At 59.3% G+C, this 23,502-nt stretch carries 31 protein-coding genes and 1 tRNA gene; 13 read left to right on the top strand and 19 right to left on the bottom strand.

The features are described from left to right. The 18 genes from BLU48_RS09745 to BLU48_RS09660 all read right to left on the bottom strand — a co-directional run bounded on the left by BLU48_RS09745 (position 1) and on the right by BLU48_RS09660 (position 14,376). Complete coding sequence (locus tag BLU48_RS09745; protein ID WP_057023987.1) at positions 1-288, bottom strand: hypothetical protein; 288 nt, start codon at positions 286-288, stop codon at positions 1-3. After that, positions 281-481: a hypothetical protein gene (locus tag BLU48_RS09740; protein WP_034127783.1), complete on the bottom strand. Its 201-nt coding sequence runs from the start codon at positions 479-481 to the stop codon at positions 281-283. The genes BLU48_RS09745 and BLU48_RS09740 overlap by 8 nt, the downstream gene beginning before the upstream one ends. After that, positions 471-719, bottom strand: coding sequence for a hypothetical protein (locus BLU48_RS09735; RefSeq protein ID WP_057023988.1), 249 nt, complete (start codon positions 717-719; stop codon positions 471-473). The genes BLU48_RS09740 and BLU48_RS09735 overlap by 11 nt, the downstream gene beginning before the upstream one ends. A gap of 35 nt (positions 720-754) precedes the next feature. Next, positions 755-1,702, bottom strand: coding sequence for a Mu-like prophage major head subunit gpT family protein (locus tag BLU48_RS09730; RefSeq protein ID WP_034127785.1), 948 nt, complete (start codon positions 1,700-1,702; stop codon positions 755-757). Between the two features lie 55 nt (positions 1,703-1,757). Further along, positions 1,758-2,174: a hypothetical protein gene (locus BLU48_RS09725; RefSeq protein WP_057023989.1), complete on the bottom strand. Its 417-nt coding sequence runs from the start codon at positions 2,172-2,174 to the stop codon at positions 1,758-1,760. 41 nt (positions 2,175-2,215) lie between these two features. Further along, entirely contained in the window at positions 2,216-3,565 is a 1,350-nt protein-coding gene (locus tag BLU48_RS09720; protein ID WP_057023990.1) for a S49 family peptidase, read from the bottom strand. 2 nt (positions 3,566-3,567) lie between these two features. Next, the gene (locus tag BLU48_RS09715; protein ID WP_057023991.1) at positions 3,568-5,178 is read right to left on the bottom strand and encodes a phage portal protein; all 1,611 of its coding nucleotides are present in this window, start codon (positions 5,176-5,178) and stop codon (positions 3,568-3,570) included. After that, positions 5,175-5,396, bottom strand: a complete 222-nt coding sequence (locus tag BLU48_RS09710; protein WP_032892955.1) for a DUF6148 family protein — start codon at positions 5,394-5,396, stop codon at positions 5,175-5,177. The genes BLU48_RS09715 and BLU48_RS09710 overlap by 4 nt, the downstream gene beginning before the upstream one ends. A 2-nt stretch (positions 5,397-5,398) precedes the next feature. After that, positions 5,399-7,414: a phage terminase large subunit family protein gene (locus tag BLU48_RS09705; RefSeq protein WP_057023992.1), complete on the bottom strand. Its 2,016-nt coding sequence runs from the start codon at positions 7,412-7,414 to the stop codon at positions 5,399-5,401. A 19-nt stretch (positions 7,415-7,433) separates the two neighbouring features. Beyond that, positions 7,434-7,928 carry a hypothetical protein gene (locus BLU48_RS09700; RefSeq protein WP_032892956.1) on the bottom strand — a complete coding sequence of 165 codons (495 nt, stop codon included), beginning with the start codon at positions 7,926-7,928 and terminating at the stop codon, positions 7,434-7,436. Between the two features lie 208 nt (positions 7,929-8,136). Beyond that, positions 8,137-8,868, bottom strand: coding sequence for a hypothetical protein (locus BLU48_RS09695; protein ID WP_057023993.1), 732 nt, complete (start codon positions 8,866-8,868; stop codon positions 8,137-8,139). 24 nt (positions 8,869-8,892) lie between these two features. Beyond that, on the bottom strand, positions 8,893-9,183 hold the full coding sequence (locus tag BLU48_RS09690; RefSeq protein WP_057023994.1) for a phage holin family protein: 291 nt from the start codon (positions 9,181-9,183) through the stop codon (positions 8,893-8,895). Continuing rightward, positions 9,176-9,541 (bottom strand): putative holin, encoded by a 366-nt coding sequence (locus BLU48_RS09685; protein WP_057023995.1) that lies wholly within the window; start codon positions 9,539-9,541, stop codon positions 9,176-9,178. Before BLU48_RS09685 ends, BLU48_RS09690 begins: the two co-directional genes overlap by 8 nt. A gap of 257 nt (positions 9,542-9,798) precedes the next feature. After that, positions 9,799-10,287, bottom strand: a complete 489-nt coding sequence (locus BLU48_RS09680; RefSeq protein ID WP_057023996.1) for a hypothetical protein — start codon at positions 10,285-10,287, stop codon at positions 9,799-9,801. A gap of 328 nt (positions 10,288-10,615) precedes the next feature. Further along, positions 10,616-13,306, bottom strand: a complete 2,691-nt coding sequence (locus tag BLU48_RS09675) for a bifunctional DNA primase/polymerase (RefSeq protein ID WP_057023997.1) — start codon at positions 13,304-13,306, stop codon at positions 10,616-10,618. Continuing rightward, complete coding sequence (locus BLU48_RS09670) at positions 13,303-13,506, bottom strand: TraR/DksA C4-type zinc finger protein (RefSeq protein WP_057023998.1); 204 nt, start codon at positions 13,504-13,506, stop codon at positions 13,303-13,305. The genes BLU48_RS09675 and BLU48_RS09670 overlap by 4 nt, the downstream gene beginning before the upstream one ends. After that, a complete protein-coding gene (locus tag BLU48_RS09665) occupies positions 13,499-13,987 on the bottom strand; it encodes a phage regulatory CII family protein (RefSeq protein WP_057023999.1) in 489 nt (162 codons plus the stop codon). The genes BLU48_RS09670 and BLU48_RS09665 overlap by 8 nt, the downstream gene beginning before the upstream one ends. 140 nt (positions 13,988-14,127) lie before the next feature. Next, positions 14,128-14,376 (bottom strand): transcriptional regulator, encoded by a 249-nt coding sequence (locus BLU48_RS09660; protein WP_057024000.1) that lies wholly within the window; start codon positions 14,374-14,376, stop codon positions 14,128-14,130. A 106-nt stretch (positions 14,377-14,482) separates the two neighbouring features. On the opposite strand from BLU48_RS09660, the gene BLU48_RS09655 reads away from it, so the two are divergent. The 13 genes from BLU48_RS09655 (at position 14,483) to BLU48_RS09595 (ending at position 23,256) form a co-directional block, all read left to right on the top strand. Further along, positions 14,483-15,235 (top strand): S24 family peptidase, encoded by a 753-nt coding sequence (locus BLU48_RS09655; protein ID WP_057024001.1) that lies wholly within the window; start codon positions 14,483-14,485, stop codon positions 15,233-15,235. A 138-nt stretch (positions 15,236-15,373) separates the two neighbouring features. After that, positions 15,374-15,574, top strand: coding sequence for a hypothetical protein (locus tag BLU48_RS09650; RefSeq protein ID WP_057024002.1), 201 nt, complete (start codon positions 15,374-15,376; stop codon positions 15,572-15,574). Then, complete coding sequence (locus BLU48_RS09645) at positions 15,571-16,152, top strand: deoxynucleotide monophosphate kinase family protein (protein ID WP_057024003.1); 582 nt, start codon at positions 15,571-15,573, stop codon at positions 16,150-16,152. The genes BLU48_RS09650 and BLU48_RS09645 overlap by 4 nt, the downstream gene beginning before the upstream one ends. A gap of 11 nt (positions 16,153-16,163) precedes the next feature. Further along, positions 16,164-16,439 carry a hypothetical protein gene (locus tag BLU48_RS09640; protein ID WP_057024004.1) on the top strand — a complete coding sequence of 92 codons (276 nt, stop codon included), beginning with the start codon at positions 16,164-16,166 and terminating at the stop codon, positions 16,437-16,439. Then, complete coding sequence (locus BLU48_RS09635; RefSeq protein ID WP_057024005.1) at positions 16,436-16,810, top strand: hypothetical protein; 375 nt, start codon at positions 16,436-16,438, stop codon at positions 16,808-16,810. Before BLU48_RS09640 ends, BLU48_RS09635 begins: the two co-directional genes overlap by 4 nt. Beyond that, on the top strand, positions 16,807-17,049 hold the full coding sequence (locus BLU48_RS09630) for a pyocin activator PrtN family protein (RefSeq protein ID WP_057024006.1): 243 nt from the start codon (positions 16,807-16,809) through the stop codon (positions 17,047-17,049). Before BLU48_RS09635 ends, BLU48_RS09630 begins: the two co-directional genes overlap by 4 nt. A gap of 53 nt (positions 17,050-17,102) precedes the next feature. After that, entirely contained in the window at positions 17,103-17,450 is a 348-nt protein-coding gene (locus BLU48_RS09625; RefSeq protein WP_057024007.1) for a hypothetical protein, read from the top strand. Positions 17,451-17,501: 51 nt separating this feature from the next. Further along, positions 17,502-18,323 carry a YfdQ family protein gene (locus BLU48_RS09620; RefSeq protein WP_057012611.1) on the top strand — a complete coding sequence of 274 codons (822 nt, stop codon included), beginning with the start codon at positions 17,502-17,504 and terminating at the stop codon, positions 18,321-18,323. A gap of 77 nt (positions 18,324-18,400) precedes the next feature. Next, positions 18,401-18,820 carry a hypothetical protein gene (locus tag BLU48_RS09615; protein ID WP_057024008.1) on the top strand — a complete coding sequence of 140 codons (420 nt, stop codon included), beginning with the start codon at positions 18,401-18,403 and terminating at the stop codon, positions 18,818-18,820. Next, positions 18,817-21,036 (top strand): DNA cytosine methyltransferase, encoded by a 2,220-nt coding sequence (locus BLU48_RS09610; protein ID WP_057024009.1) that lies wholly within the window; start codon positions 18,817-18,819, stop codon positions 21,034-21,036. Before BLU48_RS09615 ends, BLU48_RS09610 begins: the two co-directional genes overlap by 4 nt. Then, entirely contained in the window at positions 21,033-21,914 is an 882-nt protein-coding gene (locus BLU48_RS09605) for a phosphoadenosine phosphosulfate reductase domain-containing protein (protein ID WP_057024010.1), read from the top strand. The genes BLU48_RS09610 and BLU48_RS09605 overlap by 4 nt, the downstream gene beginning before the upstream one ends. Before the next feature lie 37 nt (positions 21,915-21,951). Next, complete coding sequence (locus BLU48_RS09600) at positions 21,952-22,188, top strand: DUF4224 domain-containing protein (RefSeq protein ID WP_057024103.1); 237 nt, start codon at positions 21,952-21,954, stop codon at positions 22,186-22,188. A gap of 3 nt (positions 22,189-22,191) precedes the next feature. Then, on the top strand, positions 22,192-23,256 hold the full coding sequence (locus tag BLU48_RS09595; RefSeq protein ID WP_057024011.1) for a tyrosine-type recombinase/integrase: 1,065 nt from the start codon (positions 22,192-22,194) through the stop codon (positions 23,254-23,256). A gap of 156 nt (positions 23,257-23,412) precedes the next feature. Here the strand turns inward: BLU48_RS09595 and BLU48_RS09590 are convergent. Then, positions 23,413-23,486, bottom strand: a tRNA-Cys gene (locus BLU48_RS09590). Between the last annotated feature and the right edge of the window lie 16 nt (positions 23,487-23,502).

The following is a 23,502-nucleotide window of genomic DNA, read 5'->3' as shown; positions in this document are numbered from 1 at the left end:
TTAAACCTTGGTGAGTGAGGCCAGGCTGAAGGCGCCGTCATCGATCATCCGGCAGTCACGGACCCGAAAGGCCACGCCACCTACGGTGATCAGCTTGGGATTTCTGATACCGAGGCGTTCAGCGTCGGAGGTAATGACAAGGATCTCGTAGCCGGTGGACTGGCTATTGGTGCCGCCCATGCCATGGATCTCATCTGGCATGTCGCGTGCCGCCAGAAACGGCTCACCATCGACGACTCCGCCAACGTCAAAGTCCTCAAGGAAACCCCTGAGGTCTTCGTCAAGCATCGGGGCTCACCTTTTGCTTGCGTCCACCTTCACCCACCGGTGCCGGCGATGGCCCGGACACCACGACTTCCAACTGGTGACGAAAGCGATCTGCCACGTCGTCCGGCAGCTCTACTAAGCCACCTTGGCCGACCAGGCTGTTGTCTGGCCGGCGGAACGAACCTGACAGGACGGTATATGTTTTATTCGGCATCGCCGGTCCCTCCAGCTTTGTCCACCTTCACGAGCCGCTGATCCAGCGCCTTGTCCGGCTCACCGGGGATCACGATCACCTCCCCGACTTTGAACTGGACGGGCTCCAGAATGGTGTAGCGCCCCTTTTTCTTTTCGACCGGCTCAAGGCAGTGCTTTCGGGCGCTGGCCTGGGCGTCTGTCAGGATCAACTCACCACCGTAAAGGGTGATGGTCTCTGTCACGCGGTATTTCGGCATATCAGTGTCCTCGGTGAGGTGGCGGGCCGACCGGCCTATGCCACCAACTGGTTAAGGACGGCGTACTGCCAGCGGCCAAAACCGACGTTGCGCCAGGTGTCGACACCATACTGATGCGCGTCGTTGTCAAACTCGTATTCCGAGCCTTCCGCCTTCGCCTTCATTGCGACGTCGGTTTCCTGCTGACGGATGAACGCTTTCAAACGACCATCGGTACGCAGGGTCACGAACTTGTCCTGCCAGGCATTGAGGCGCACGTTACCGACCACGCGGACCACCACGTTGTCAGGCATGACAATCTCGTTGATGTTGGTGCCGCGCGGAACGCTCAGCGCAGACTGAGCAACGCTCAACAGGTTGAACGGCACCATCACCAGGAACTCGCGAGCCAGTTCGTTGATAGGTTCGCCCTGATCATCCTTGAGGCTGGTGAGCTGGGTCACAGACCGGGCAACTGCCTGTTGGAATTCCTCGACACTCGGTCGGGTTGGTGTGCCATGAACAGCCGCCGCCAGCTCGGAAAGTTTGGTGGTGATTTTGTTCGACTGCACCCCGCTCTGGCCTTCTTCGTGGTCAACGTCGAAGAAATACTGGCCGTCGTAGCAGACCTGGGTTTCGCCATTGAGCAACAGTACCGAAAGCAGCCTGGCCCAGTGTGCATTCGTGCGGTCGGCCAGCTCGCCAAGGCGGATGCGCAGTTGCCCGGTCTTGTCGCGGCGCAGCTCTTTGACCAGAACCTCAATGGTTGCTTCGAAGTGCAGGTTTTCGATTTCGAGTTCAGCGCCGATGAAGCCCTTTGCATGACGGCCACCGATCCACTCACGCAGCGTTGGCACCATGCCAATCCACGGGTAGGTTTCTTTCGCCTGGTCAGAATCGAACAGGTTGGACACGGCGTCGATCCAGTTCGACCCCACATTCTGTTCGAGCATTTCGTAAAACATGCCGATGACGGCACGGCTGGAAAGTACTTCAGCACCCATGGGTGATTCTCCTGAAGAAGGATACGGTCAAAAAAGGAAAGGTTTGGGTGTTGCGTTAAGGCGCGACGGGCACTGGCTGGGCGGCGAACTTGACGATGCCGACGCCAGAGCGGACAAAACGGTGAACATGGCCGACCAGGCTATTCCCGGCCGCGGTCAGCAGGAATGCGCCGCTGTCGCTGGCGTAGACCTGCTTGCCGATATCGGCAACCGCCAGGGCAGCTACGGGCAGTTCAATCTTGCCTTCTTCGCGAAGACGGACGCGCGCGGCCGCAGCGGCGCCGGTGCGGTTGTCGACGCCGCGATCAGCGAAACCGACAAACAGGTCACCCGCCGCCAAAGGGCGCGCCAGCCCACTGGCAGCGATGATGCCAACGGCCGCCCCTTCGAAAATCTGCACACCGGCGGCAACGGACAAGTCGTTGATGGTGCCGATCTCGTAGGCGCGGGGGGTATCGAGTGTAAGAGGCATGGGATTCTCCAGAGCCAGGGTTTGAGGGACTTACCAGGTGCTTACTTTTTCAGAACCTTGACCAAACCACGGTCGGTGGCCTTGCTATAACCGTGGTAGGCCTCGAAGGTGCCAAACTCGGCGCGCAGTTCCTTATCGCCGTCCCAGGTCGCTTTGGCGCGATCTTCCAGGGGCGCCTCTGGATCCTCTTCGGCGGCAGCTGGTGCAGCCGGTGGCGTGAGTGCGTTGGGTACCGGCGCAGGGGCCTGGCTGCGAATGTCGGCAAGAGCAGTGGCGCGCTTGGACTTTTCGGCACCAATCACCTGTGCAGCCGCCTCGGCGCCGCTGGTTTTGCCATCGAACTTGAGGCTGGCGATCAGCTCTTCATGCCCGGGCAAAGCCGCCGCCTCGACTGCCTTGATGCGATCGCACTCGGCGCGAGCGCCAGCTGCGTGGGCGTCATGTTCCAGGCTGGCAAGCAACTCAGCATGGTTCGCGGCGAGGTATTCACGGGTAACAGCTGGCTTTTCTGGCGTCGGTGCGGGTGTGGTGCTGCTGGCGGTAGTGGACATGGATCGATCTCCAGAGGGACTGCCGTTGAATTCGGCGATAAGGTTTTCAAGGGTGGATTCACGGTCGGCCATGCCCAACGCAACGGCGTCCGAGCCAATCCGCATGTCGCCCTGGCCGAAGTCCGCCAGGACGGTTTCAACACTTAGGCCGCGATAGTTGGCAACGTCCTCGACAAAGATGTCGGTCAGTCGGTCAACGTGCGCCTGTGCTACAGCGCGGCCAGATTCGGTACCGAAGTCAGGCCGCTTTTTCGGGCTCTGGCTGCTGACGATCTCGAAACTGCCGTCGTCTTCGCCTTTACGCACCGTCAACACCGTGCCAATGGAGCCAACGGCGCCGGTGCGGCTCATGACAATTTCATGTGCCGCTGCCGCCATCCAATAGCCTGCGCTGGCTGCGTTGCCGGATACGTAGGCCACCACTTGCTTGGGAGAAGCACGGATCATCTGAGCGAACTCAGCGATACCACTGGCAATGCCGCCCGGGGTATCCATCACCAGGATGATGGTGTCTGTTCGCGGATCATCGACGGCGGCGGTGAACTCTTTCGCCAGAACATCCAGTGAGGTTGCACCGGACAACGCCGTAAACAAGTTGGCATAGCGAAACACCGGGCCAGTGACTGGCAACAAGGCAACGTTGCCACGTTGAGTCACCGCCCGACTGTTTTGTAGGGGCTTGCCCTGCCTGGCTTCCAGCGCTTCTGGGCCTTCATGCTCCCGACGGGCAATGGCGGTGATGGTTTGCAGCATGTCCGGGGTAATGGCCCAGGGCTCGCGTGACACCAAGTCGAACGCCGTCACCCGGTGCACGGGTGCATCGGTTGGGTTGTCGCTCATAGTTAGGTCCGTTCAGGTAAGTCGGGATTGGCCGGCGGCTCATTGTCCGGGCGCGCCGTCGGTGAAGCTGAAAGCCCGTCATCGCGCCGGCGCTTCACTTCCAGGGCGCGCTGTTCGTGGTTTTCCTCCCAGTCGCTGCCGTCGTAGAGCATGGATTCCTTCGCCAGAGTGCTGACGCCGATATCGATCCGCTTCTCGGCGGCGTTGATATCCTTCAAAGGGTCTACGGTGCCAGGACCATCACCCACCCACAGCGAACCGCAGTAGGCATAACGGAGTAGTGGGTGATCGAAAAACCCAGGGGCTTCGATATCACCCTGCGCAATGGCCTCTTCAAGCCAATGCTCGTACACCGGCTGGCAGAAGTGTGAGCCCAGGAAGTCGCGGCAACCGCGAACGAACTGCCACGCTTCCATGACGGCTGCACGCGCGGCGGTATAGCTGGCAGTGAAGTGCTTGATCAGCACCTCATAGGGCAATTCCAGGGCCATGCCGATCTGGCGCAGCATCGCTAGCACGAACGGGTCAAACGCCATGTTTGGCCGGCCTGGGGCCGCAGTGTCGATGGACGCACCGTCGTCCAGCTCGGCGACAATGCCGCCACTAAGTGAACCGTCCCAGCCACCCTGCTCCCGTCCAGCAGGCCGATCACCGCCGACGGGCGTGTTGCCGGTGGCAGCAGATGCCAACGGGCTCAGACTGCCGCCAGTCCCCGGCTTGATAAACACAGCGAAGAACGCCGATACCACCGCTGCTTCCAGCTCGGCATCGGTGTAGCGGTCTAACTGTTTGAGCTTTTCGATCACCGGCGCCAGGTACGGCACGCCACGCGGCTGGCCTACCCGGCGGCGGCGGTACACATGCAACAACACCCGCCCCCCACGCTCGTTGAAGAACGGGCGTTCATCCCATACCCGTTCTTTAACGCCCAGCGCACCAGGGTGGCTGCGCAGGATGTGAGCCTTGATCGGCGCGCCGTCGGCATCACGTTCGATACCGGCGGTGAGGGTTTCCGTATCAGCCCTGCCCGACGGGTTGCAAATCCGGTCGGCTTCAATGAGCTGGATACACGCCGAGTAGTGATGGCCAGGGCGCTCCTTGTGGGTCAACAGCGGAAACACATCACCGCTGCTCAGAACCGAACGCCACGTCAGATCCTGCAAACCATAGAAGTTTTGCTCGCGGGTGATGTCGCAGCAGGTAGTTTCCGCCCAGGACTTGAAGAGCGATTCAGTCTTGCGCTGCCACTCCCTGGCCTGATCTTCATCCCAGCCAAGGATCTGGCGGTTCACCACGGACTTGAGCGCCAAGCCGGTACCGACCGTTTTAGTGGTCACCGTGTTGATCGCACCGCCGCCGATGGGGTTGTTGCGCTCAAGGTCACGGCAACGCTCGCGAAGCGTGGGCAAGTCGGGCAGCAAGTCAGCCGCTGCACTGCCGGCGGCGGGGTTCCAGGCACTCAACGAGCGCTTGGCCTTCGACGCGCCGCTGTAACCGCCCAGCGCGGTCATGGTGAGCCGGGCATGCATGCGCTTGGCGCCGCGTTCAGGGCTCAACCAGGTGATGGCCTTGTCGAGCAGCGTTGGTTGTGAGGCTTTCGGCGCCCGGCTCATCGCGGCGTGATCCCACGCAGGACAATCCCCCGTGGCCGGCCGCTTTCCAGGCCATCAACTTGCTTCTGCCAGTAGTCGATCGTTTTGGTGATCTCGGCAAGGTCAGCGTACTCCAGCTGGCGGGTGCCGATCCGGTAGCTTTGCTTCTGGCTGACCTTCATGCTCGCATCGAGCCAGGCTTGGAGCTGGCCCTGCGCTTGTTCCAGGGTGATAGCCATGATTAATTCCTGCGTTGGGAGAGCACGCGCATTGCACTGCGGCGCCCAGAAACAACTCTCCCGCCAGCAGGCGGGAGATCGGGGGGTTCAACGGGTGGCGGTGGTTCCGGGGTCGCCCCCTCGGTTTCGGGGTTGGGCTCAGCCTCAGGCCTAACCGGTTCTGGCTGATCAAACAGACCACCCTGGCGGATCTGGGCATCGAGCGCCGCCCAGTCCTGTTCCTGAAGCAAATGTGTTTTCAAGGATCGGGCTGCGTGCAGAGCGTAGGTTTCACAGTCCGTGCCTTCGTTCGGCTCGCCGGCCTTCTTCTGCCACACCTTGCGATAGTGGTGTCGACGGCTGGGGGCCTTCACTTCGGCGGTGATTTGCCGGAAGTAGTCCGGGCGCACCGTCTTGTAAAAGTGCATCCGACCAGGGCCATCCCCAGTCATCGGCAACCGGCCCTCAATCCACAAGTCCTTGGCCCGCGACGTGCCGACGATGTAGGGGCGAAGGCCATACTTGGATGCCTTCTGCTCTTTGTCGGTATCGACGCCCTGCCGAGGCGCGCTGAAGATCTCCCGGCGCTCGTCGTCGCGGGTGTTGCCACGCTCGCTCGCGCCTTTGATCGCCATCACACCACTACGTTGGTGCTTACGACAGAACGCATAAGCCGCGTCCTGGGTGATGGTGCCGTCGGAGGTGTCGAGCGAAGTCGCCAACACTTTCAACTTGGCGCCGCAGGCGTGAGGAATCGCCGCAAACAGCAGCTTCTCCAGATCCAACCAGACGCCCTGGTCTGGCAGCACCACTTCGCCGTAGATTTCGCCCCAGTAAAGCAACCAGGATTCCTCACCCCGGCCCCAAGCCCGCATCACCACCGCCAGGCGATCGTGTTGAACATCGACGCCAGCGGTGACCACGATTCCGCCCATGGGCACGTACATCTCCGGGTAGTCCTCTGCGCGCTCGGCCAGTTTGTCGGCTTCGGGCAGATCGGATTTGTACTCGTAGGCACGGCCTTGTTTCTGGTTGACGAACTTGATCAGCAGCGACAGGTTGCCCATGGACGCCTGGTGTTCGGCGTTGAGCTTCTCGCGCACGATGTCGGCCAGGCTGGTACCGGGCAAGCAGGCGTACAGCTCATTCAACTCAATGAACCCAGCGCGCCCGGCAAAAGGTTTGGTCGGCACCCAACCGCAGTATGGGTCGCCAGCTTCTACCGCGTTGAACACCGTGTTGCGGATGTTCTCTTTACGCTGATAGTCGTCCCAGATCTCGCCGCAGTGAGGGCAACCGTAGCCGGCAGTCTCAGGATCTGCGCGGCCGTAGATCTCATGAGGGGTTGCTTCTTCCTCAATGTCGAGCCACTTGATATGAGCGAAGTCCAGCACATGCGCCTGGCCGCAGGAATGGCAGATAACCGGCAGCACCCGGCAATCGGTCTGTGCAAGGCGCGCCTCGGTCTTGCTCGCGCCCTTGATCGCCGGCGTCCCGCCTACCAGCATCTTGGAGCCGGGATAACGCTTGCCACGCTCTTCCAGCAGGGCGATCGCATCGCCCTGCCCCTTCACATCGTCGCTGGTATCGTCCGGTTCCTCTACCACCGATAAACCCACGGAAGACGTGGATTTGACGTTGCCCGGGGAGTTGGACGCGACCAGTTTGAGGAACCCGCCTGGAAAAGTCTTATGGTCCCAGCGGTTGCCCGATGTGCGGCTGACGTCCACCGGCATGAGCTTCGCCACCTCGGTATTCGCGTTGACGCCGAACTTGAGCTTTTCGTCGTGGAAGTTCTTGCCGTCCTTTTCCTTGGCAAACAGGATCATGATCGGACGCGGCAGGTTGTGAATGAACTTGAACAGGTAGCCGATCAGGAACCACGTCCAGCCGATCTGCGCCGCTTTCATCAGGTCAACTTCGCTCACCCGAGGGTCGTCCAGGGCGGCGGCGACGCCGAGAAAGTAAGGCGTGTATTGGAAGTCGTAAAGCCCGTGCAGAACACCGCTCTCGGCGGGCAGGTAAAACTCTGTGCTCATGTAATGCGCGGTCGGGATATCACGGGGCGGGTTGAATTTCCCCGCTGCTGCCGACAAGCTCCGCGCCAAGTTTTCGCGCGTAGCCTGCAATTCGCTCGGTTGTAGGTCCAGCAACTTTGGCCACCACTGTTCGATCTACCGTGAGTTTCTGCACGTTCTCGATTTCCTGAATGATTCGTTCAAGGCCGCCCAGGTATTCCCGGTTTGCGAAGCTGGCCCAGTCGGACAGCACCCGCTCAGCCTCACTTGCCGGGATCAGTGATCTCAGTTTTTCGTGATACGCCAACCGTCCGTTGGCCGACTTCTGCTGCAGGTCATCGATCCGCGCTCTGTTGAGCTGTTCAAGCTGGCTGCCCCCGCGCCCAGCGGCTTTTCCACGCAGGTCGCGGATATAGGCCGTCCGGATCTCATCCAGGCTTGCGGTCTGCCAATCCAGGTCCAACGCCTTGAGCACATCGCGGGCATTTCGCTCACTCATGTCCAGGTGATCAGCGACTTCACGTTGGGTTTGCATGGTCTTGTCCTATTGCCGACATGGAAGCGGAACCCCCTATGTCAGGTTGAATCTGTGAAAAAGTCGGGGTTCGAATTACCCCGTTGGCCCCGGTGCCCAGAAGGACCCATTGATTTCGAGGCACATGTTCCTCTGTCAAGCCTAAAACTTGCCAATTCATTGAAATATCGCCACTTTTTGAGAGAAAAAGCACGAAGCCGACAGGAGGTCAGCCCCTTTCCATCTCCCGAGCCAGGGCACGCCGGAACAGAGGTTCGAACTCTGCCTGGGCCACGCGATTGGCAACCCCGTAGAAGTCAAAGCGCCGTCGATAGGTCGGGCGCTTGACGAAGATCAGGATGGGTCTTGCACCATTGCCGACCCGCTGCCAGATACCGCGAGGGCCGGCACCGTTGCCAGGCCGACCCACGAAGTAGTCCGGCGCATTACGGTTGCGGCGTTTGCTGCGCTTCGTGCGGTTTGCCATGAAGCCCGACACCCGCTCCGCTGCACCGAGAGCCGAAAGGATCTGCACGATTTGGCCGCGACTGATGTTGCCGTTACCATCCATTCGAGCGCGCCGACCTGGTACTGCATACATGTCTGCTGGCATCAGGCCGTAATGAATCAGCGCCTTCTCAAAGCGCTTGTGCGGGCGGTTGCCACCTTCCATGTGCACAGGCAAGTACTTGGACGCTGGCACACCTGAGCTGGCTTCGTCCTTGACCCACACACGGGCATACAGCCGAGTCACCGTGGCACTGCGCTTGAAGATGGAGTTAAGTGTCCAGCGTGTGGGGCGATCAAATACCCGCACCAGTTCGGCCTTCTCGGCAGCCTGGACGCGCTCAGCCGTGAATGTCAGCGCCTTGGCTGCTGCCGTGGGCACCTTGGACCGGCTGATGCCGCGCATCTCTTTGACGATCTGATCGATGTTGTCCCGCATCTCAAGCCGCATCATGGGAGCGATCTCCAACCTACAAACTCAACCGACTCGCCACACACGAGCCAGGTTGCCCGAACTCTGGCACACCGACCCAACGAACACCGCCAGCAGCACCACCAGCGGCCACGAATTACTCGGCATGATCAACTGGCCCTTGCCGATGTAAACAATCACCGCACCGGATGCCACCATCACCATCCAGGCAAGGCAGCTCATATCGCGACGAAAGCGTGCGCCACGGCGCCGGAAGGTGAACAAGCGAACGAACAACGCCACGCACAACCAGAACGTGGCCTGAGTCAGCACTGCCTGAATCACGTGACTATCCATCCTGCCTCCCTTGCGGCTCGGCATCGAGACCGCGTCGCTTGATGATGGCGAGTGCGACCGTGACAACAAGCACCGACGCACCGAACGCAGCCGGGCCGGAGTGCTTGAACGGTCGAATGCCCCACAACTCCAACTCACCGAGGCTCGGTGCGAACAGATAGCCCATGACAAAGGAGACCAGCAGGAACACCACTCGCTTCCACACCGGCAACTCTTCGGTGGTGGTGAAGAACACCAGGGCACCAGCAAGCGCGCCGATCACGGCAAGCGCATCAATTCCAGTGAACAACCCCGTTACAGCAGCACCGGCTCCACCGGCCACGACAACTGTTGCAGCCGTGCTTGCTGGCTCGCCCATGCTGATACTCCATTGCAGACACCCATCGGGCAGAAAAAGAAAACCCCGCCGAAGCGGGGTTAGTGACCGGTCTAGGGGAACCGGGTGAAGCTGCACAGCACGTGCGAGGTCAGCGCCAAGGCGCAAATTTCATATCGTGGGGACTTTTTACCCCTCTCCGGAAAAACCGAAAAGGAGTGATTTTCGGTTGATCCGCTCGACGCACCTTTGACTCACTTCGACGCAGCTTTGAGGTAAACCCTCCAGACGAACGGTACTCAGCAGGATCTGACGCGGGCCATGTTGGACGCCCGAGTTAAATCAGTGACCGGTGACTTCACTCGCTTATTCCGTGCGCGACCTGGTGCACTGCGCACGGTCAAGATCACCTGCACCTGTTGATGCAGCGCATGGACCCAATTCCTATATGTACGGTCCGCATCGTCACCGAGGCCAAGCAAAGGCAACTGAGATCGGACCGACCAAGCAGGACGAGGCAGATAACGATTGCGCGCCAACTTGGCGAGCAACGCGCCTTTCTCAGACTGTCTCTCCAGATGTGCAAGAGCCGCCGCGACTTCCATTGCCGCATGATCCATCCCACCGCCGGAAGCCATCATCAAGTCACGCGAGCCCGGAGTACCGCGAGGGGCAGAGCCGCCCCACTCCATAATCGTCGCCATTGGGCTGCCCAACCCACCACCATCACCTACCTGGTTGAACTGGCTGCCCCAATGCTGCATGAGTTCTTCAATTTCTTCGATCATCGCCCCGCTCCCCCGCTCAAAACCCAACCCAACACAAAAAACGCCATACCCAACACAAACCCAACACAGCTAAAATCCTTTAAATTCAATAGCTTTAAAACATCTGTGTTGAGTGTGTTGGGTGTGTTGGGTTTAACGGTCCTCGCATAAGAAAAAAACCGTGCCGTCATGGATTGAAATAATGTCACCCACGCGCGTGCGCGACGCCAAACCCAACACACCCAACACACAAGCCGGAAAGCCGCGAAATAGAAGGCTTGAAATTGTGTGAGGTATCGAAAACCAACCCAACACACACCCAACACACCCAACACACTTTTCGTCGGATTCATGCTGCCGCCGCCTTGATGTGGTCCCAGTTGTCGACGTTCCAGCCCGCCAGGCGTGCCGCTGCCCGCCAAGCAACCACCGCCTTGCCCAGGTCGGCCGACCTGAGTGATGGGGGCTGGGAAGCCTGGTCATCACGCGGAAAGAAGAACGCACCGAACTTGCGATTGCTGCCGTCGGTCCAGGGGATGGCGCGGGTCTTATCCACCTCGGAGCTGATGAACAACGAGAACTTCGTCTGACTCATCACATGCTCTTTGTTGCGGTGGCACCACTCCAGGAACATCGCGTAAAGGTCTGTCGATAAGCAGGCGCCCCACATATCGCGCCCAAGTTCGCCGTATTGCCAGAGGAACAGGAAAGTCTGCCAGCTGGCCCGACTCAACGCCACCAATCGCTCACGCGCATCAGTGCTGGGTGGCCTGGTGCGCTGGTCGAAATCGCCGAGGTCAATGGACAACAACCACGCATACAGTGCCGCTACACCGCCGTTCTCCAATTCCCGGCCTACCGCCTTTTGGCGATCTACTGGCAACGTTTCCATCGGCCAAAGCACCAGCATTCGGCGGTCGCTTGGAGCAATCGGCCACGGCATAATCTCGTTGCTTAGGAACGCCGCGTTCATGTGGTTGGCCTCTTCCCAACCGTTGATAAACTTCGACTCCATACGCACCGTCTTCCCGGTCACCAGGTGCTTGATCTTGCCCACCTGGTTGTAACGTTGGTCTCGGCTGACCACTTCCTCAAACACCGCCCACAGCTTGCGGCTTTGCCAGGCGTTGAAGTTGCTTTCCAACTGGGTCTGGCCGACCGTGGCAGCGTATTGCCCGTACAACAACCCGAAGGCATCAGCGAACAACAGGCTTTTACCTGAGCCCTCCATGGTGGAGTGAGCCAGCACCGCCGTATCCATTTTTGCGCCAAGGTGCTGCAAGGGGTACGCGAGCCACTTCACCAACCAATCGTTCGACGACTTATCGTGATTGCACAGGAACGAGATCAACCACCGCAGGTTCTCGCACGCCGCGTCATCGCGGCTCGGTTCCATGGGCAGTCCGTCGAAGGTATTGATATAGACGTTCGGATCTTTGGTCATTGTCGGGTCGAATACAATGTTCTCCACATCAACCACGCGGCGATCCGGGCTGTTCAACCACATGCCGTACATGTCGCCGAGAGCCATCTTGACCGCGCCCTCTGGAACACGGCGCTTCTTCTCTCGGTCCCAAACATCCTTGGTGCCGTCGATATAGACATAGCGCTCAATCGGCTCAAGGTTAAGAGCCCCACCCTTCTTGCCCGCCATTTTCCGGGCCTGCTCGATCTCCTTAACCTTGTCATCTGAAATCAGCTTTTTGAGGGTGTCGTCCATCCACTGTTTCGCCAACGGCTTGCCGACCCGCGCCTCAAACGCGGTTTTCTTCATCACTCGCGACTTGTCGAGGTCCCAAACGTGTGTGGTTCCCTCGACCAGCACGTACCGCCGGAGTACTTGCTCATACGTCAGCTCTTCCCCCACGCCCCCGTCAGCAGCCGGATCGGCTTCACCATTCGGGACGCCGGAGTCCTGCCCGACTGCATCCGCAGATGGGGCTGGGGGAAGATCGTGCGGATCTGGCCGGGTTGAATGCTGCATGCCCAACATCCGGGCGGCGTCCTTCACTGCCTTCGACTGGTCACCACCGTGGTCCAACAGACAAAACACCTCAAAGGCGTCATTTTGGTGACCGTTGGCAAGCGGATCGGCACCGTGGTGGGAATAGACCTTGCGATCAGTCACCGTCACGCCTGGTAGCCCGGTACTGCTGTGTGGATACAGCCATTTGTTACCGCGCTTGATGTAATCGTGGGCGCGCAACAGCTCTTCCACATCGTGGCACCGGTTGAACTCATCAATCACCGAGGGTTTGCCATCAGCAGGTGGAGCGCGTTTGATAGGTTTCGCGGCGGGCTTCTTTGGCTTTGGCGCCCATGGGCACGCCGCTTCGGCGTTGCGCTTGAAGACGTCCCAATTCTGCCAAATGTTCAGCAGCTCATTGGTTAGGACCGGCAGGCCATCCGCTGCATTCGGCGGCGTGCGCCAGGTGTACGGCTTACCAGTGCCAGGATGGATTGATGGCGGGAATACGTCCTGCACCAGGCCCGCCCGCAGCTCAAACACCGTGAACCGCTTGTATTCGTCGGCCTCAGCTTTTGCAGCCGCCTCACCAGCGGTGTCCCCCTGCTCTTTCGCCGCCTTCGCCCGAGCCAGCAGTCCCTTGTGAATCGACCCATCGGGGTCGTTCTCATTGGGCCAAGAAAGCGAGTGGCGCGTCAGCTCCATGTCATCCGGCATTTTAAACAGCACGCGGAACCTCAACGGGTTTCCCACGATGGTCGGATATACCAGCGCCATGGCATCCAGATCGAGGCCCATCTGGTCGAACAGCACAAACCGCGTCCACGGCACATCGTCAACGTCCAACGAGCAAACGCGACTTGGCCCGAGCACTACGCCCAGGTTGTGGTTGGGATTACGTTGCCAGAATGCTTCGGCTGCGGCCGGGTCGGTGATGTAACCGCCTGGCTTGTTCCACCCCACGCCCTTGGGCGCCTTTTCGCCTGGGTCAATCGGGACCAGTGCAAGGTTAAAGGTTTCGATGTAGCGGCGTGCCCAGGACGATATCGCTGTGCTGGTGGATTGCTCACTCATCGCCGCCGCTCCCGCAACCCCTGACAACTGACGCAGGTCGCACAACCCTGAATCGTCTGCTGACGAAGTAACGGGATAGGCTCGTCGCAATCCTCACAGAACTGGGCGCTGACGGAGCTTGTTGGGCGATGACGGCGACCAAGTGCGACCTGTAGAAAGTACTCGGCCTGATCGTTGGCAATATCAATGATGTCAGTCATTCTGGCGGGCCTCCATTGCTTGCCGGGCCCCAGCCATAATGCCCAGCACCGCGCGGATCACATCGGCGCCGTGCTTCTCCAGACATTCAACTTCATGCGGTTCCCAGATGTTGTCGGCAGCACCCTCATGCATGCTGGAAACAAACAGGCCCGTCCGGTGCAGCACCTTGCTGACGGCCAGCAAGGCTTCCTTGGTCGGCGCCGCCGCTTCCGGCTTGTACCAGACCATACCGGCAGGTCGCATCAGCGCATCGAGTAACAAGGGATTTGCCGTCAGCCGTATCAGCTCTTCCAGCTCATCAGGATCAAGCCAGCGCTGTTCAAAGTCATGTTTGACCTTCTTTTGCAAGCTGTCGTATTCCATCACCATATCGAGCGCCAGGGCGGTGACACCGCCGCGGTAATCATGCGCCGCACGATAGATTGCCTTACGAAGTGAAAGAACCGGCGCAATGGCCGGTGACTGTTCTGTTCGACTCATAACCGTAAATACTCCGTTTACGGTCTAGCCATAGAAACGGGCACGCCCTATCCTACGACCACGACCGATGTGCATGTGCTGTGTATCGTCGTAGCCGGGCTGGGGGATCTTTGGTGAGAGGCCCCGGCCCGGCGCCTTTTTTAAGCTGCTTGCAGGTCGACCGGTAGCAAAAAAACGTCAGGCCGCAATGCCTCTCTCGGGACTCCGGTCAGTTTTTCGACTCGCAATACCATCTCAGCAGGAAGCTCGCCCCTTCTGAACCAGTACGAGACGAGCTGTTGAGAGACGTTCCGTTCTGGCGTCGAGACCAGCACCGCGAACGCGGCCTGGCCGCCGGCAAGGCTGATGGCCTTAGCAAGCGCCTCACGCATGGAATTCGAAATGCTCATCTCAACCCTCGAACTAAAATCACAACGAGAAATTACAACTATTTTTGTTATCCCTCAACATCTTTTTATGTTTGATGAAATACAAAACTTTTTGTAGCCTCGCTTGATGACTAAACAGCTCCCCACCCCAAGCCGCCTGGCCCTGAAATTCAAAGCCCGCCGCGAAGAACTTGATTTGACTCAAGCGGATGTCGCCACGCGCGTCACAGCTCTACTCGTTCCGCCTAAAAAGCTCACCCAACAGGTGTATGCGGCATTCGAGGGCGGAAAGTCTCAGACTACTAAGCACGCTATGAAAATTGCCCAGGTGCTTAGCATGCCCATGGAGGCGCTCGACGAGAGCTGGGAGATTTCATCGACAGTCGTGAAGCAATCCAACGCCAAGTTAATTGATGCCCCTATAGCTGTATGGGAAGACGGACCTCCACTTGAAAATGAAGTCGAGGTTCCCATGCTCAAGGAAGTTGAACAGCCCGAAGGTTCTGGGCGTACGGAAATAGAAGAGCACGGCACGGTAAAGCTTGGATTTAGTCAGTCGTCGCTACAATCACTTGGAGTCGACGCTAGCAACATCGTATGCATCGTCGTCTCCGGCAACAGCATGGCTCCAGTTATCCCTGATGGCAGCTTGGCCGGCGTCGACCGAGGGAAGACAGCTATAAAGGACGGGGATATTTTCGCTGTCAGTCAAAACGGGCAGCTCCGAGTGAAGATCCTTTACCGACTACCGCGCGGCGGCTTACGTATGCGGAGCTTCAATAGGGACGAGCACCCAGATGAAGAGTACCCGGAGGAACAGATTCAGACGGAAGGGATAGTTATTTTAGGCCGAATTTTCTGGTATTCCGTTTTACGCTGACAGCGAATGTTGTACGAAAAGCCCGCGCAATGCGGGCTTTTTGTTAACCAAAGAAACAATTACAAGTTTTCCTGTTGACCAAAAAACAAATAAACGCGTATTGTTTGTTCGTACCCCTCTCACCAAAGAGTACGAGACATGCAAACGACACAGCACAGCAACACCCGCTGCCCGGTCTACCTGCACCCGGCGGCGGCAACCAGCCCCGCCGCAGTAGAGCGCATCCAGCGCAGCACTGGCCTTCTGGTCATCGTCAATCTGGGTCGCGCCACCATTGCCCCCTCCCCCGCAGCCATTGTCAGCGGTAACCAGGGCCCATGGGGAGGCGACGCAGCATGAAGCCTCTTCTGATTGGCCTCACTGGCCGCGCCCGCTCCGGCAAGTCGACCGCCGCCGAGCACCTGGTAGGCACTTACCTGCTGGAGCACTACGCGTTCGCTGATCCGCTCCGCGATGGCCTGATGGCGATCTTTAACCTTGACCCTACCGACTTCGAAGGCGACCGCAAGGAGCAACCCCTGGCCTGGCTGGACCGGTCGCCGCATCAACTGATGCAGTCGATGGGCACTGAGTGGGCACGCAACACCGTACACCCAGATGTCTGGGTAAAGCTCGCGGAACAGAACCTTGACTATATGACCCAGGCACTGGGCGCCGTGCTGGGCTTCGTCGTCAGCGATGTGCGCTTCGAAAATGAAGCAGACCTTATTCGCCGGCGCGGCGGCACGGTCATTCATATTTTCCGGCCCGACGCACAAGCCGTGAACCCTCACGTCAGCGAGGCCGGGGTAGCAGCTCATAAGGATGATCTGACGCTGACCAACTACGGCACGGTCGAGGAGTTCCTGCGCTCGCTGGATGAGGTGTTCCTGATGGTTCGCCGCCTCCAGCAACACTCCGAACATCTCACCGCCTGAGGCCCGCAGCCATGAACCGCACCCTGGATCAAACCGCAGCTTTGCTCGGGCTCAAGCCCCGCGCCTTCCGCACCAGGTTGCGGGATCTCGGCGTGCTGAATTCGTCTGGAGATCTAGCCAGCGCACATCGCGAGCGCGGCTACCTGTTCTCCGACCCACGCAGCCGCTGGAATCCGACACTCCGCAACTACACCCACTACTCCGTAGTGATGGTCAAGGAAGCGGGCGTTGAGTGGATCGCAAAAAAACTGGACATCACCATCACCAAGAAGGACGCCGCAGCATGAAGCCCACCGCCATCAACTCCGCTGTAGGTGCCTTGAAATTGGTGCCGATGTACCTCAACCACCCAACGGTGGTCAGCCGCGCCACGCTGATTGGCGCATCAGCCGAAGCTGTCGCATTGCTGGAGGCATTGCCTTGCGTGTCGGTGGAACTTGCCGAAGTGTTCCGCTGCGTTGACGCCGTGATCGCCGACGGCCAAGTCGCCTACGTGACACCGGTCAAGTGCCCGGAATACCCCTACGGCGCTGTAGTGGCCGACGCCAAGGGCAACGTCCTGGCAGCGGCCAAGGGCAAGAGCAAAGAAGGTCTTGCCGAACTGATCCGCCTCAAGCTGGTGCCCCGAAAGGAGGGGCATGGGGAGGAATCCGCGTGACCACCACCCTGGAACAACTCCGGCGCCAGTTCGCTACGCCGTGCCCAAGCTTGACCGCCGTGCGTGAGCAGTACTTCACGCACATCCGCACCGACCGCCACCTGCTCAACGAAATCAAGGCAGGCCGGATCGCGCTGGTGGTCAAGCGCCTGCACTGCTCCGTACGCGCCAAGCCTGTCGTTTATCTGCACGACCTTGCCGACTACCTCGACGCCCAGGCGACGAGCCAAGCGGCCTGATTCAAACGGTAGCCCCTGCCGACCAGGGGCAACAACCCAATGAGGCACAGCACATGAGCACCAAAGCACGCCCCTTTATGGACACCCTGCGCGACATCGAAGCCGGTGGCCTGCTGGACGAACTCACCGAGGCCCAGCACAGCCTGATCGACGCCATCCGCATGACCGGCAAGGGCGGCGACCTGACCATAAAGCTCACTTACAAGCCTGATGGCGGCGGCCAGATGACGGTGAAGGCCGACGTCAAGACCAAAGAGCCTGTTCTGGCTCGCGGTACGTCCCTGTTCTTCCTCACGCCTGAAGGCAACATCACCCGCCGCGACCCGCGCCAGCAGGAAATCCCGCTGCGTCGCGTCGAGGACGATCCGGCGCCCGGTGCCTTGCGCCAGGTCAGCCAGTAACAGCCGTAGCACCAACCTCTCACCAAATCGCAAACCACTGGAGCACATCCAATGCAACAAGCCCTACAGCACCTGGTCACCCTGGCTCAATCTCTCGGCAAGCCAATGGAAGTCCCAGGCATTCCCGCGCCACTTGCACTCGTACCGAACGGTGTAAATATCGAAAGCCTGGAAAACCTTCTGCCTGCGCCATCACGCATCAAGCAGAAGCTCACGGTACTCGACGCCGAATCGTTCATCAGTTACGTGAACCGCTTCGCCACTCAGGCCACCGCCGTGTTTTGCAACGGCCCCGAAGGCCGCACCTTCACTGCCGTCATCGACTATCACGACCCGGCCGCACCTGCCTGGCGCGATCACGTCGCAACGTACCGCTGCCCGACCACCGTTGAATGGGGCAACTGGAAAGACAAAGACCGCAAGCGCATGGACCAAGCCACCTTCGCCGAATTCATTGAAGACAACGTGAAGGACATCACCCACCACCCTGAGCAAAACAATAGCCCCAGCGCCGCAGACATGTTGGAAATCAGCCGCACCCTGGAAGCCAAAAAGAACATCACGTTCCGCCAAGGCACCCGCCTCGACAATGGGCAGGTTCAGCTGACCTACAACGAAGAGATCGAGGGGCGCGCCGGCGAGGCAGGACAGCTACGCATCCCGGAAGAGTTTTTCATCGCGCTCAAACCATTCCTGGGCGGTGAAATGTTCTGCGTGCCAGCCCGCTTCCGTTATCGGATTCAGGAAGGCCGCCTGACGATGTGGTTTGAACTGGTACGCGCAGACAAGGTGCTTGAGGAAGCATACAACGCTGTGCGCGCCAAGATCGAAGGCGCCATTAACGACGTGCCGCTCTACGAAGCCACGTTCTAACTAACTCCCTGCAACACCCCGTCGCCGTCCTCTCACCAAAACTGTCCGGCGGCGGGCTCTAACGAGGCATACAGCACATGCAAACCGAAACCACCATCATCGTAATTGGCTTGTTAATCGGCTGGCTCGCAACTGCGTTCCACCTGATCAAGGCCAGCCAGAAAGCTTACGCCCGCGGCCTTGCAAAGGGCTTAAATGGCAAAAATGAACTCCATGATCAAGAAGTTCAAGCCTTGAGGCATGACCTCCGGAACCAAATCAAACTCCGCCACGCAGCACAAGCTCGGGCGCAGTCAGTCTGCACTTTTGCAGATCATGAGCTGCTGACCAACGTAGGCACGACGCTGCGTCTAGCAGTGGAAACATGGCAAGCATTCCCCGGCACCGAAACAATGGTCATCAAGGCAACCAAACAACAGCGAGACCTGATCGCCTTCGCCGCGAAAATGTGGGTGTCAGCCTACCCAACTCAATCAGTGGCGAGGGATGCAACATGACCTCCCTCAAAAAGCAGCCGTTTGACTTCAAAACCCAGTACGGCCTGGGCTTTAACGCCCAGGACGATGAAATCGTCGTGGACTTCTTCTGTGGCGGCGGCGGCGCCGGTACAGGCCTCGAAATGGGCCTGGGCCGTCCTGTCAACGTCGCAAAGAACCACAACCCGCACGCCATCAGCATGCACACCATGAACCACCCAGGCGCCATGCATTACACAACCGACGTGTTTGAAGGCGACCCCGACACCGAGTGCAACGGCAAGGCCGTGGGCTGGTTCCACATGTCGCCGGACTGTACGCACCACAGCCAGGCCGCAGGAGGCCAACCACGCAAGCGCGAGATCCGCAACCTGTCGTGGATCGGCCTCAAGTGGGGAGGCAAGAAACGACCCCGAGTGATCAGCCTGGAGAACGTGAAACAGATTCTGCAATGGGGCCGGCTGATCGCCAAGCGCGACAAGGCCACCGGCCGCGTTGTGACGCTCGATCAGGTTCCACACCCGACCAAGAAAGGAAAGACCACCAACCGGATCGCCGCCCCTGGCGAACAAGTGCCGGTATCGAATCAGTTCCTGGTTCCAGATCCGAAACAACGTGGCCGTACCTGGCGCCGTTTTGTGGCCCTGCTGGAAGGCATGGGCTATGTAGTGGAATGGAAGGTGATCAAGGCGTGCGACTTCGGCGCGCCCACCAGCAGGGAGCGCCTGTTTATGATTGCCCGGTGCGATGGACAGCCGGTGGTCTGGCCTGCACAAACCCATGCGAAGAACCCCGCCAAGGGCCAGCAGAAGTGGAAGACCGCCGCTGACTGCATCGACTTCACAGACCTGGGCAAAAGCATTTTCGGGCGCAAGAAGGATCTGGCCGACGCCACGCTACGGCGCGTAGCCAAGGGCATGAAGAAATTCGTAATCGACAACCCGGCGCCGTTCATTGTGCCGATTGCCAACTGGTCAGGGTATGCAGTGCAGTCAGCCGACGAGCCGCTGCGCACCATCACCTCCTACCCAAAGGGCGGCGCCTTCTCGGTGGTCAGCCCAATCATCGCACCAGCAACGCACCAGGGCAGCGATCGAATCAATGACCCGCTTGACCCGCTACCAACCATCACCTGCGCGAACCGTGGCGAACTCACGCTGATCAGCCCGGTGATGGTCACAGCCGCCCATGGCGAAGGCCAGCCAGGCAGCGCTCAACGCTGGGGAATTGGCAGCAAGTCGGCGGCCGACCCACTTGGAACCGTGACCGCCAGCGGCGGGCACTCAGTCGCGGCGGCCACACTGGTGCAGCTTGGTAACGGCGACAAGCCGGGCGCAGCCCCACGAACCGCAGATATGGGGCAGCCACTTGGGACCATCATGGCCTCAGGCGGCAAATACGCCCTTGCTGCTGCGCACCTGGTGAAGTTTCGTTTCAACGATGCGGGTAAGTCTATCGCCGAGCCACTGCCAACAATTACCAGCGGCGGCAATTACCAGCGCGCGGCCGGTGCAGCACATGCGATGGGAATCTCCACCGTTTTCATGGCGCAAATGAATGGTGGCTTTAACACCACCGACGCGAAGAGCATCGAAGACCCAATGACCACGGTCACGAATACCGGCAGCCAGCAGCAGCTGGTGGCGGCGAACCTGGTGCATCTGCGCGGCAACTGCGATGCGCGTGACTTGGACGACCCACTGCACACTGTCAGCGCCGGCGGCCAGCACCACGGGCTGGTCAGCGCATTCATGGAGCGGGCATTCGGTGGCAGTGTTGGGCAGGGATTGGAAGAGCCCGCTCCCACGATCACAGCTGGTGGCGGCGGCAAGAGTTCCCTAGTGTCACTCACACTCTCACCGGAGCATGAAGCTGGCGCCCTGCGCGTTGCAGCCTTCCTGATCAGCTACTACGGCACCGAGAACACAAGCGCCTGTGACACACCGGCTCCCACCATCACCACCAAGGACCGCCTGGCCCTGGTAACAGTGATGGTTCAGGGAACTCCCTACGTGATCGTCGATATCTGCCTGCGGATGCTCAAGCCGCCAGAGCTGTACAAGGCCCAGGGCTTCCCCGCCGACTACATCATCAGTCACGGCGTCGACGGCAAGCCCCTCACCATCACGCAGCAGGTCCACATGTGTGGAAACAGTGTCAGCCCGCCGCCGATGTGCGCCATCGCCATGGCGAACGACCCATGGCAAATCACCCTGCAACAGCGGGAGGCAGCATGACCAGCGCAGTACGCCACCTGCCCGGACATTACGCATTGACTGGACCAACTGTTGTGAGTTTCTCCGGCGGCCGCACGAGCGCCTACATGCTTCATCAGGTACTGGAGAACAACGCCGACTTGAACGATCTGGTTGTCACCTTTGCCAATACGGGGAAGGAACATCCAGCCACCCTGGAGTTCGTTAGGGAGTGCGCAGAGCGCTGGGCAGTGCAGATTGTTTGGCTGGAGTTTCGAGACAACGACGCGGGCTTTGCAGTGGTGGATTACGCCACTGCCAGCCGCCAGGGCGAACCATTCGAAGCGCTAATCCGCAAACGCAAGTACCTGCCCAACCCGGTCACCAGGTTCTGCACCATCGATCTCAAGATCAGGATCATCCACAAGTACCTGCGCAGCCTGGGCCTTTCGACCGAGGAGGCGCCGGTAGACATGATGACCGGAATACGGGCCGATGAGCCGCGCCGGGTGGCAAAGATCCGAACCCGGAAAAGTACCAGCGAAAGCAAATGGGCTTCGATGGCCATGCCTTTGGCTGATGCCGGTGTCGGCGTGCAGGACGTGACGGAGTTCTGGGCCGCCCAACCGTTCGACCTGATGCTACCGACGATCAACGGTAGAACGCTGGAGGGGAACTGTGACCTGTGCTTTCTCAAGGGCGCCAAGCAGGTCTATTCGATCATCGCAAGCGACCGCCCTAAAGCATTGTGGTGGGCAAGGATGGAAAGCGAGGTGGTATCAGGCGGCAAGTTCACCGGCGACGGTGCCCGCTTCCGCTTCGACCGCCCAAGCTATCAGCAAATGATCGACTACTCCGACACCCAATTCGACATGTTCGCCGACCACGACGAAGCGATAGCCTGCTTCTGTGGCGACTGAGGGACTTGCCATGAACAACACCACTTCCCACTACAAGATGGAATTCCAAAGCGAGACCCTGGCCGACGAAGAGCTAGCCACCATCACCGGCTATCAGATCCCGTCCAAGCAAATTCAGTGGTTGAACGAAAATCACTGGGAGCATGTTCTGACCGGTGCCCGTCGCCCGATCGTGGGCCGCGTGTATGCCCGAATGAAGCTTGCAGGCGTAACGCCCTCTGCCGTGAACCCAGCGGCAGAAACCTGGACGCTCGACCTGGCGAATGTGAGCTGACCAATGCGAAGGAAAAATGCAGCCAATCTGGACCTGCCACCGCGCATGATCCGCCGCAATGCCACACTCAAGAGCGGCAAGATATGGACGGGGTATTACTACAATGGCAGGGACGCCAACGGCAAACGTAAAGAGATTCCCCTGGGCGGCGACCTCGACCAGGCAAAAGTGGAATGGGCCAGGCTGGAGCGACGAGCGCCACCGAAGCCCAGCCACTTGCTGGGCTTTTTGTTCGATAGGTACGTGAAGGAGATCATCCCCACCAAGGGGCTGCGCACCCAGTCCGACAACATGAAAGAACTCAAGCAACTCAGGAAAGCGTTTGAAAAAGCCCCCATTGATTCTATAACGCCCCAGGTAGTTGCGCAGTACCGGGACGCCAGGACTGCAAAAGTCAGGGCCAACCGTGAAATCGCGCTGCTATCGCATATGTTCACGATAGCCCGTGAGTGGGGCCTGACCAGCAACGCCAACCCTTGCTTCGGTGTTCGCCGCAACAAAGAGACTCCACGGGACTATTACGCCGGCGATATCGTGTGGAATGCGGTTTACGATGCAGCCGTGCAGGAACTCAAGGATGCCATGGACTTAGCCTACTTGACCGGGCAGCGCCCTGCGGACGTGCTCGCAGTTGCCACCACCGATCTGAACGCCGGGTTCTTAATGGTCAAGCAGGGAAAAACTGCGAAGAAGCTTCGCCTGCGCCTGGAAGATGAAGGTGTGCAGTCTGGGCTCAGCGCCTTCATCAATGACCTGCAAGAGCGTCGTGCGCTCAACGGCATAAAAACATCGCGACTGATCACTAACACGTCCGGGCTCCGTATGAGCCAGCAGATGCTACGCAATCGCTGGGACGACGCGCGCGAGAATGCAGCAATCAAGGCAGGCGCTGCTGGCGACAACGCGCTGGCCGTGCTGATCCGCCAGTTCCAGTTCAAGGATATACGACCGAAGGCTGCTAGCGAGATCGAGTTAACACACGCCAGCCGCTTGCTTGGCCACAGCACCGAAGAGATGACCAAGAAGGTCTATCGCAGAGTTGGCGAGATCGTCAAACCTACGAAATAACACCTCAAAACCTTCCCGCGCCAGGTACGTTTCACAACCCCCAAAGCTTCCAAATATTGCGGGGGTTGCGGAAACGATACTAAAAGTTGCGGAAACGATCCCAAATCGCAGGCAATAAAAAACCCCGTAGACCATTGATCTACGGGGCTTTAAGAGTGGAGGCCGAGGTCGGAATCGAACCGGCGTAGGCGGATTTGCAATCCGCTGCATAACCATTTTGCTACTCGGCCTCAAACGATCAATGCC

This window comes from Pseudomonas synxantha (assembly GCF_900105675.1).
Taxonomy (GTDB): Bacteria; Pseudomonadota; Gammaproteobacteria; order Pseudomonadales; family Pseudomonadaceae; genus Aquipseudomonas; species Aquipseudomonas synxantha.
Note: the sequence above shows the minus strand (reverse complement) of the source record. Positions and strands in the feature narration are given on the sequence as shown.

Excerpts from the sequence above, each read along its gene's own strand:
- BLU48_RS09745 (WP_057023987.1), bottom strand. The coding sequence starts at position 288 with ATGCTTGACGAAGACCTCAGGGGTTTCCTTGAGGACTTTGACGTTGGC.
- BLU48_RS09640 (WP_057024004.1), top strand. The coding sequence starts at position 16,164 with ATGAACCGCACCCTGGATCAAACCGCAGCTTTGCTCGGGCTCAAGCCC.
- BLU48_RS09680 (WP_057023996.1), bottom strand. The coding sequence starts at position 10,287 with ATGATCGAAGAAATTGAAGAACTCATGCAGCATTGGGGCAGCCAGTTC.
- BLU48_RS09685 (WP_057023995.1), bottom strand. The coding sequence starts at position 9,541 with ATGGGCGAGCCAGCAAGCACGGCTGCAACAGTTGTCGTGGCCGGTGGA.
- BLU48_RS09705 (WP_057023992.1), bottom strand. The coding sequence starts at position 7,414 with ATGAGCACAGAGTTTTACCTGCCCGCCGAGAGCGGTGTTCTGCACGGG.
- BLU48_RS09650 (WP_057024002.1), top strand. The coding sequence starts at position 15,374 with ATGCAAACGACACAGCACAGCAACACCCGCTGCCCGGTCTACCTGCAC.
- BLU48_RS09690 (WP_057023994.1), bottom strand. The coding sequence starts at position 9,183 with ATGGATAGTCACGTGATTCAGGCAGTGCTGACTCAGGCCACGTTCTGG.
- BLU48_RS09730 (WP_034127785.1), bottom strand. The coding sequence starts at position 1,702 with ATGGGTGCTGAAGTACTTTCCAGCCGTGCCGTCATCGGCATGTTTTAC.
- BLU48_RS09645 (WP_057024003.1), top strand. The coding sequence starts at position 15,571 with ATGAAGCCTCTTCTGATTGGCCTCACTGGCCGCGCCCGCTCCGGCAAG.
- BLU48_RS09610 (WP_057024009.1), top strand. The coding sequence starts at position 18,817 with ATGACCTCCCTCAAAAAGCAGCCGTTTGACTTCAAAACCCAGTACGGC.
- BLU48_RS09710 (WP_032892955.1), bottom strand. The coding sequence starts at position 5,396 with ATGGCTATCACCCTGGAACAAGCGCAGGGCCAGCTCCAAGCCTGGCTC.
- BLU48_RS09620 (WP_057012611.1), top strand. The coding sequence starts at position 17,502 with ATGCAACAAGCCCTACAGCACCTGGTCACCCTGGCTCAATCTCTCGGC.
- BLU48_RS09740 (WP_034127783.1), bottom strand. The coding sequence starts at position 481 with ATGCCGAATAAAACATATACCGTCCTGTCAGGTTCGTTCCGCCGGCCA.
- BLU48_RS09665 (WP_057023999.1), bottom strand. The coding sequence starts at position 13,987 with ATGAGTCGAACAGAACAGTCACCGGCCATTGCGCCGGTTCTTTCACTT.
- BLU48_RS09715 (WP_057023991.1), bottom strand. The coding sequence starts at position 5,178 with ATGAGCCGGGCGCCGAAAGCCTCACAACCAACGCTGCTCGACAAGGCC.
- BLU48_RS09605 (WP_057024010.1), top strand. The coding sequence starts at position 21,033 with ATGACCAGCGCAGTACGCCACCTGCCCGGACATTACGCATTGACTGGA.
- BLU48_RS09595 (WP_057024011.1), top strand. The coding sequence starts at position 22,192 with ATGCGAAGGAAAAATGCAGCCAATCTGGACCTGCCACCGCGCATGATC.
- BLU48_RS09735 (WP_057023988.1), bottom strand. The coding sequence starts at position 719 with ATGCCGAAATACCGCGTGACAGAGACCATCACCCTTTACGGTGGTGAG.
- BLU48_RS09720 (WP_057023990.1), bottom strand. The coding sequence starts at position 3,565 with ATGAGCGACAACCCAACCGATGCACCCGTGCACCGGGTGACGGCGTTC.
- BLU48_RS09615 (WP_057024008.1), top strand. The coding sequence starts at position 18,401 with ATGCAAACCGAAACCACCATCATCGTAATTGGCTTGTTAATCGGCTGG.
- BLU48_RS09675 (WP_057023997.1), bottom strand. The coding sequence starts at position 13,306 with ATGAGTGAGCAATCCACCAGCACAGCGATATCGTCCTGGGCACGCCGC.
- BLU48_RS09635 (WP_057024005.1), top strand. The coding sequence starts at position 16,436 with ATGAAGCCCACCGCCATCAACTCCGCTGTAGGTGCCTTGAAATTGGTG.
- BLU48_RS09725 (WP_057023989.1), bottom strand. The coding sequence starts at position 2,174 with ATGCCTCTTACACTCGATACCCCCCGCGCCTACGAGATCGGCACCATC.
- BLU48_RS09625 (WP_057024007.1), top strand. The coding sequence starts at position 17,103 with ATGAGCACCAAAGCACGCCCCTTTATGGACACCCTGCGCGACATCGAA.
- BLU48_RS09600 (WP_057024103.1), top strand. The coding sequence starts at position 21,952 with ATGGAATTCCAAAGCGAGACCCTGGCCGACGAAGAGCTAGCCACCATC.
- BLU48_RS09655 (WP_057024001.1), top strand. The coding sequence starts at position 14,483 with ATGACTAAACAGCTCCCCACCCCAAGCCGCCTGGCCCTGAAATTCAAA.
- BLU48_RS09700 (WP_032892956.1), bottom strand. The coding sequence starts at position 7,928 with ATGCAAACCCAACGTGAAGTCGCTGATCACCTGGACATGAGTGAGCGA.
- BLU48_RS09660 (WP_057024000.1), bottom strand. The coding sequence starts at position 14,376 with ATGAGCATTTCGAATTCCATGCGTGAGGCGCTTGCTAAGGCCATCAGC.
- BLU48_RS09670 (WP_057023998.1), bottom strand. The coding sequence starts at position 13,506 with ATGACTGACATCATTGATATTGCCAACGATCAGGCCGAGTACTTTCTA.
- BLU48_RS09695 (WP_057023993.1), bottom strand. The coding sequence starts at position 8,868 with ATGATGCGGCTTGAGATGCGGGACAACATCGATCAGATCGTCAAAGAG.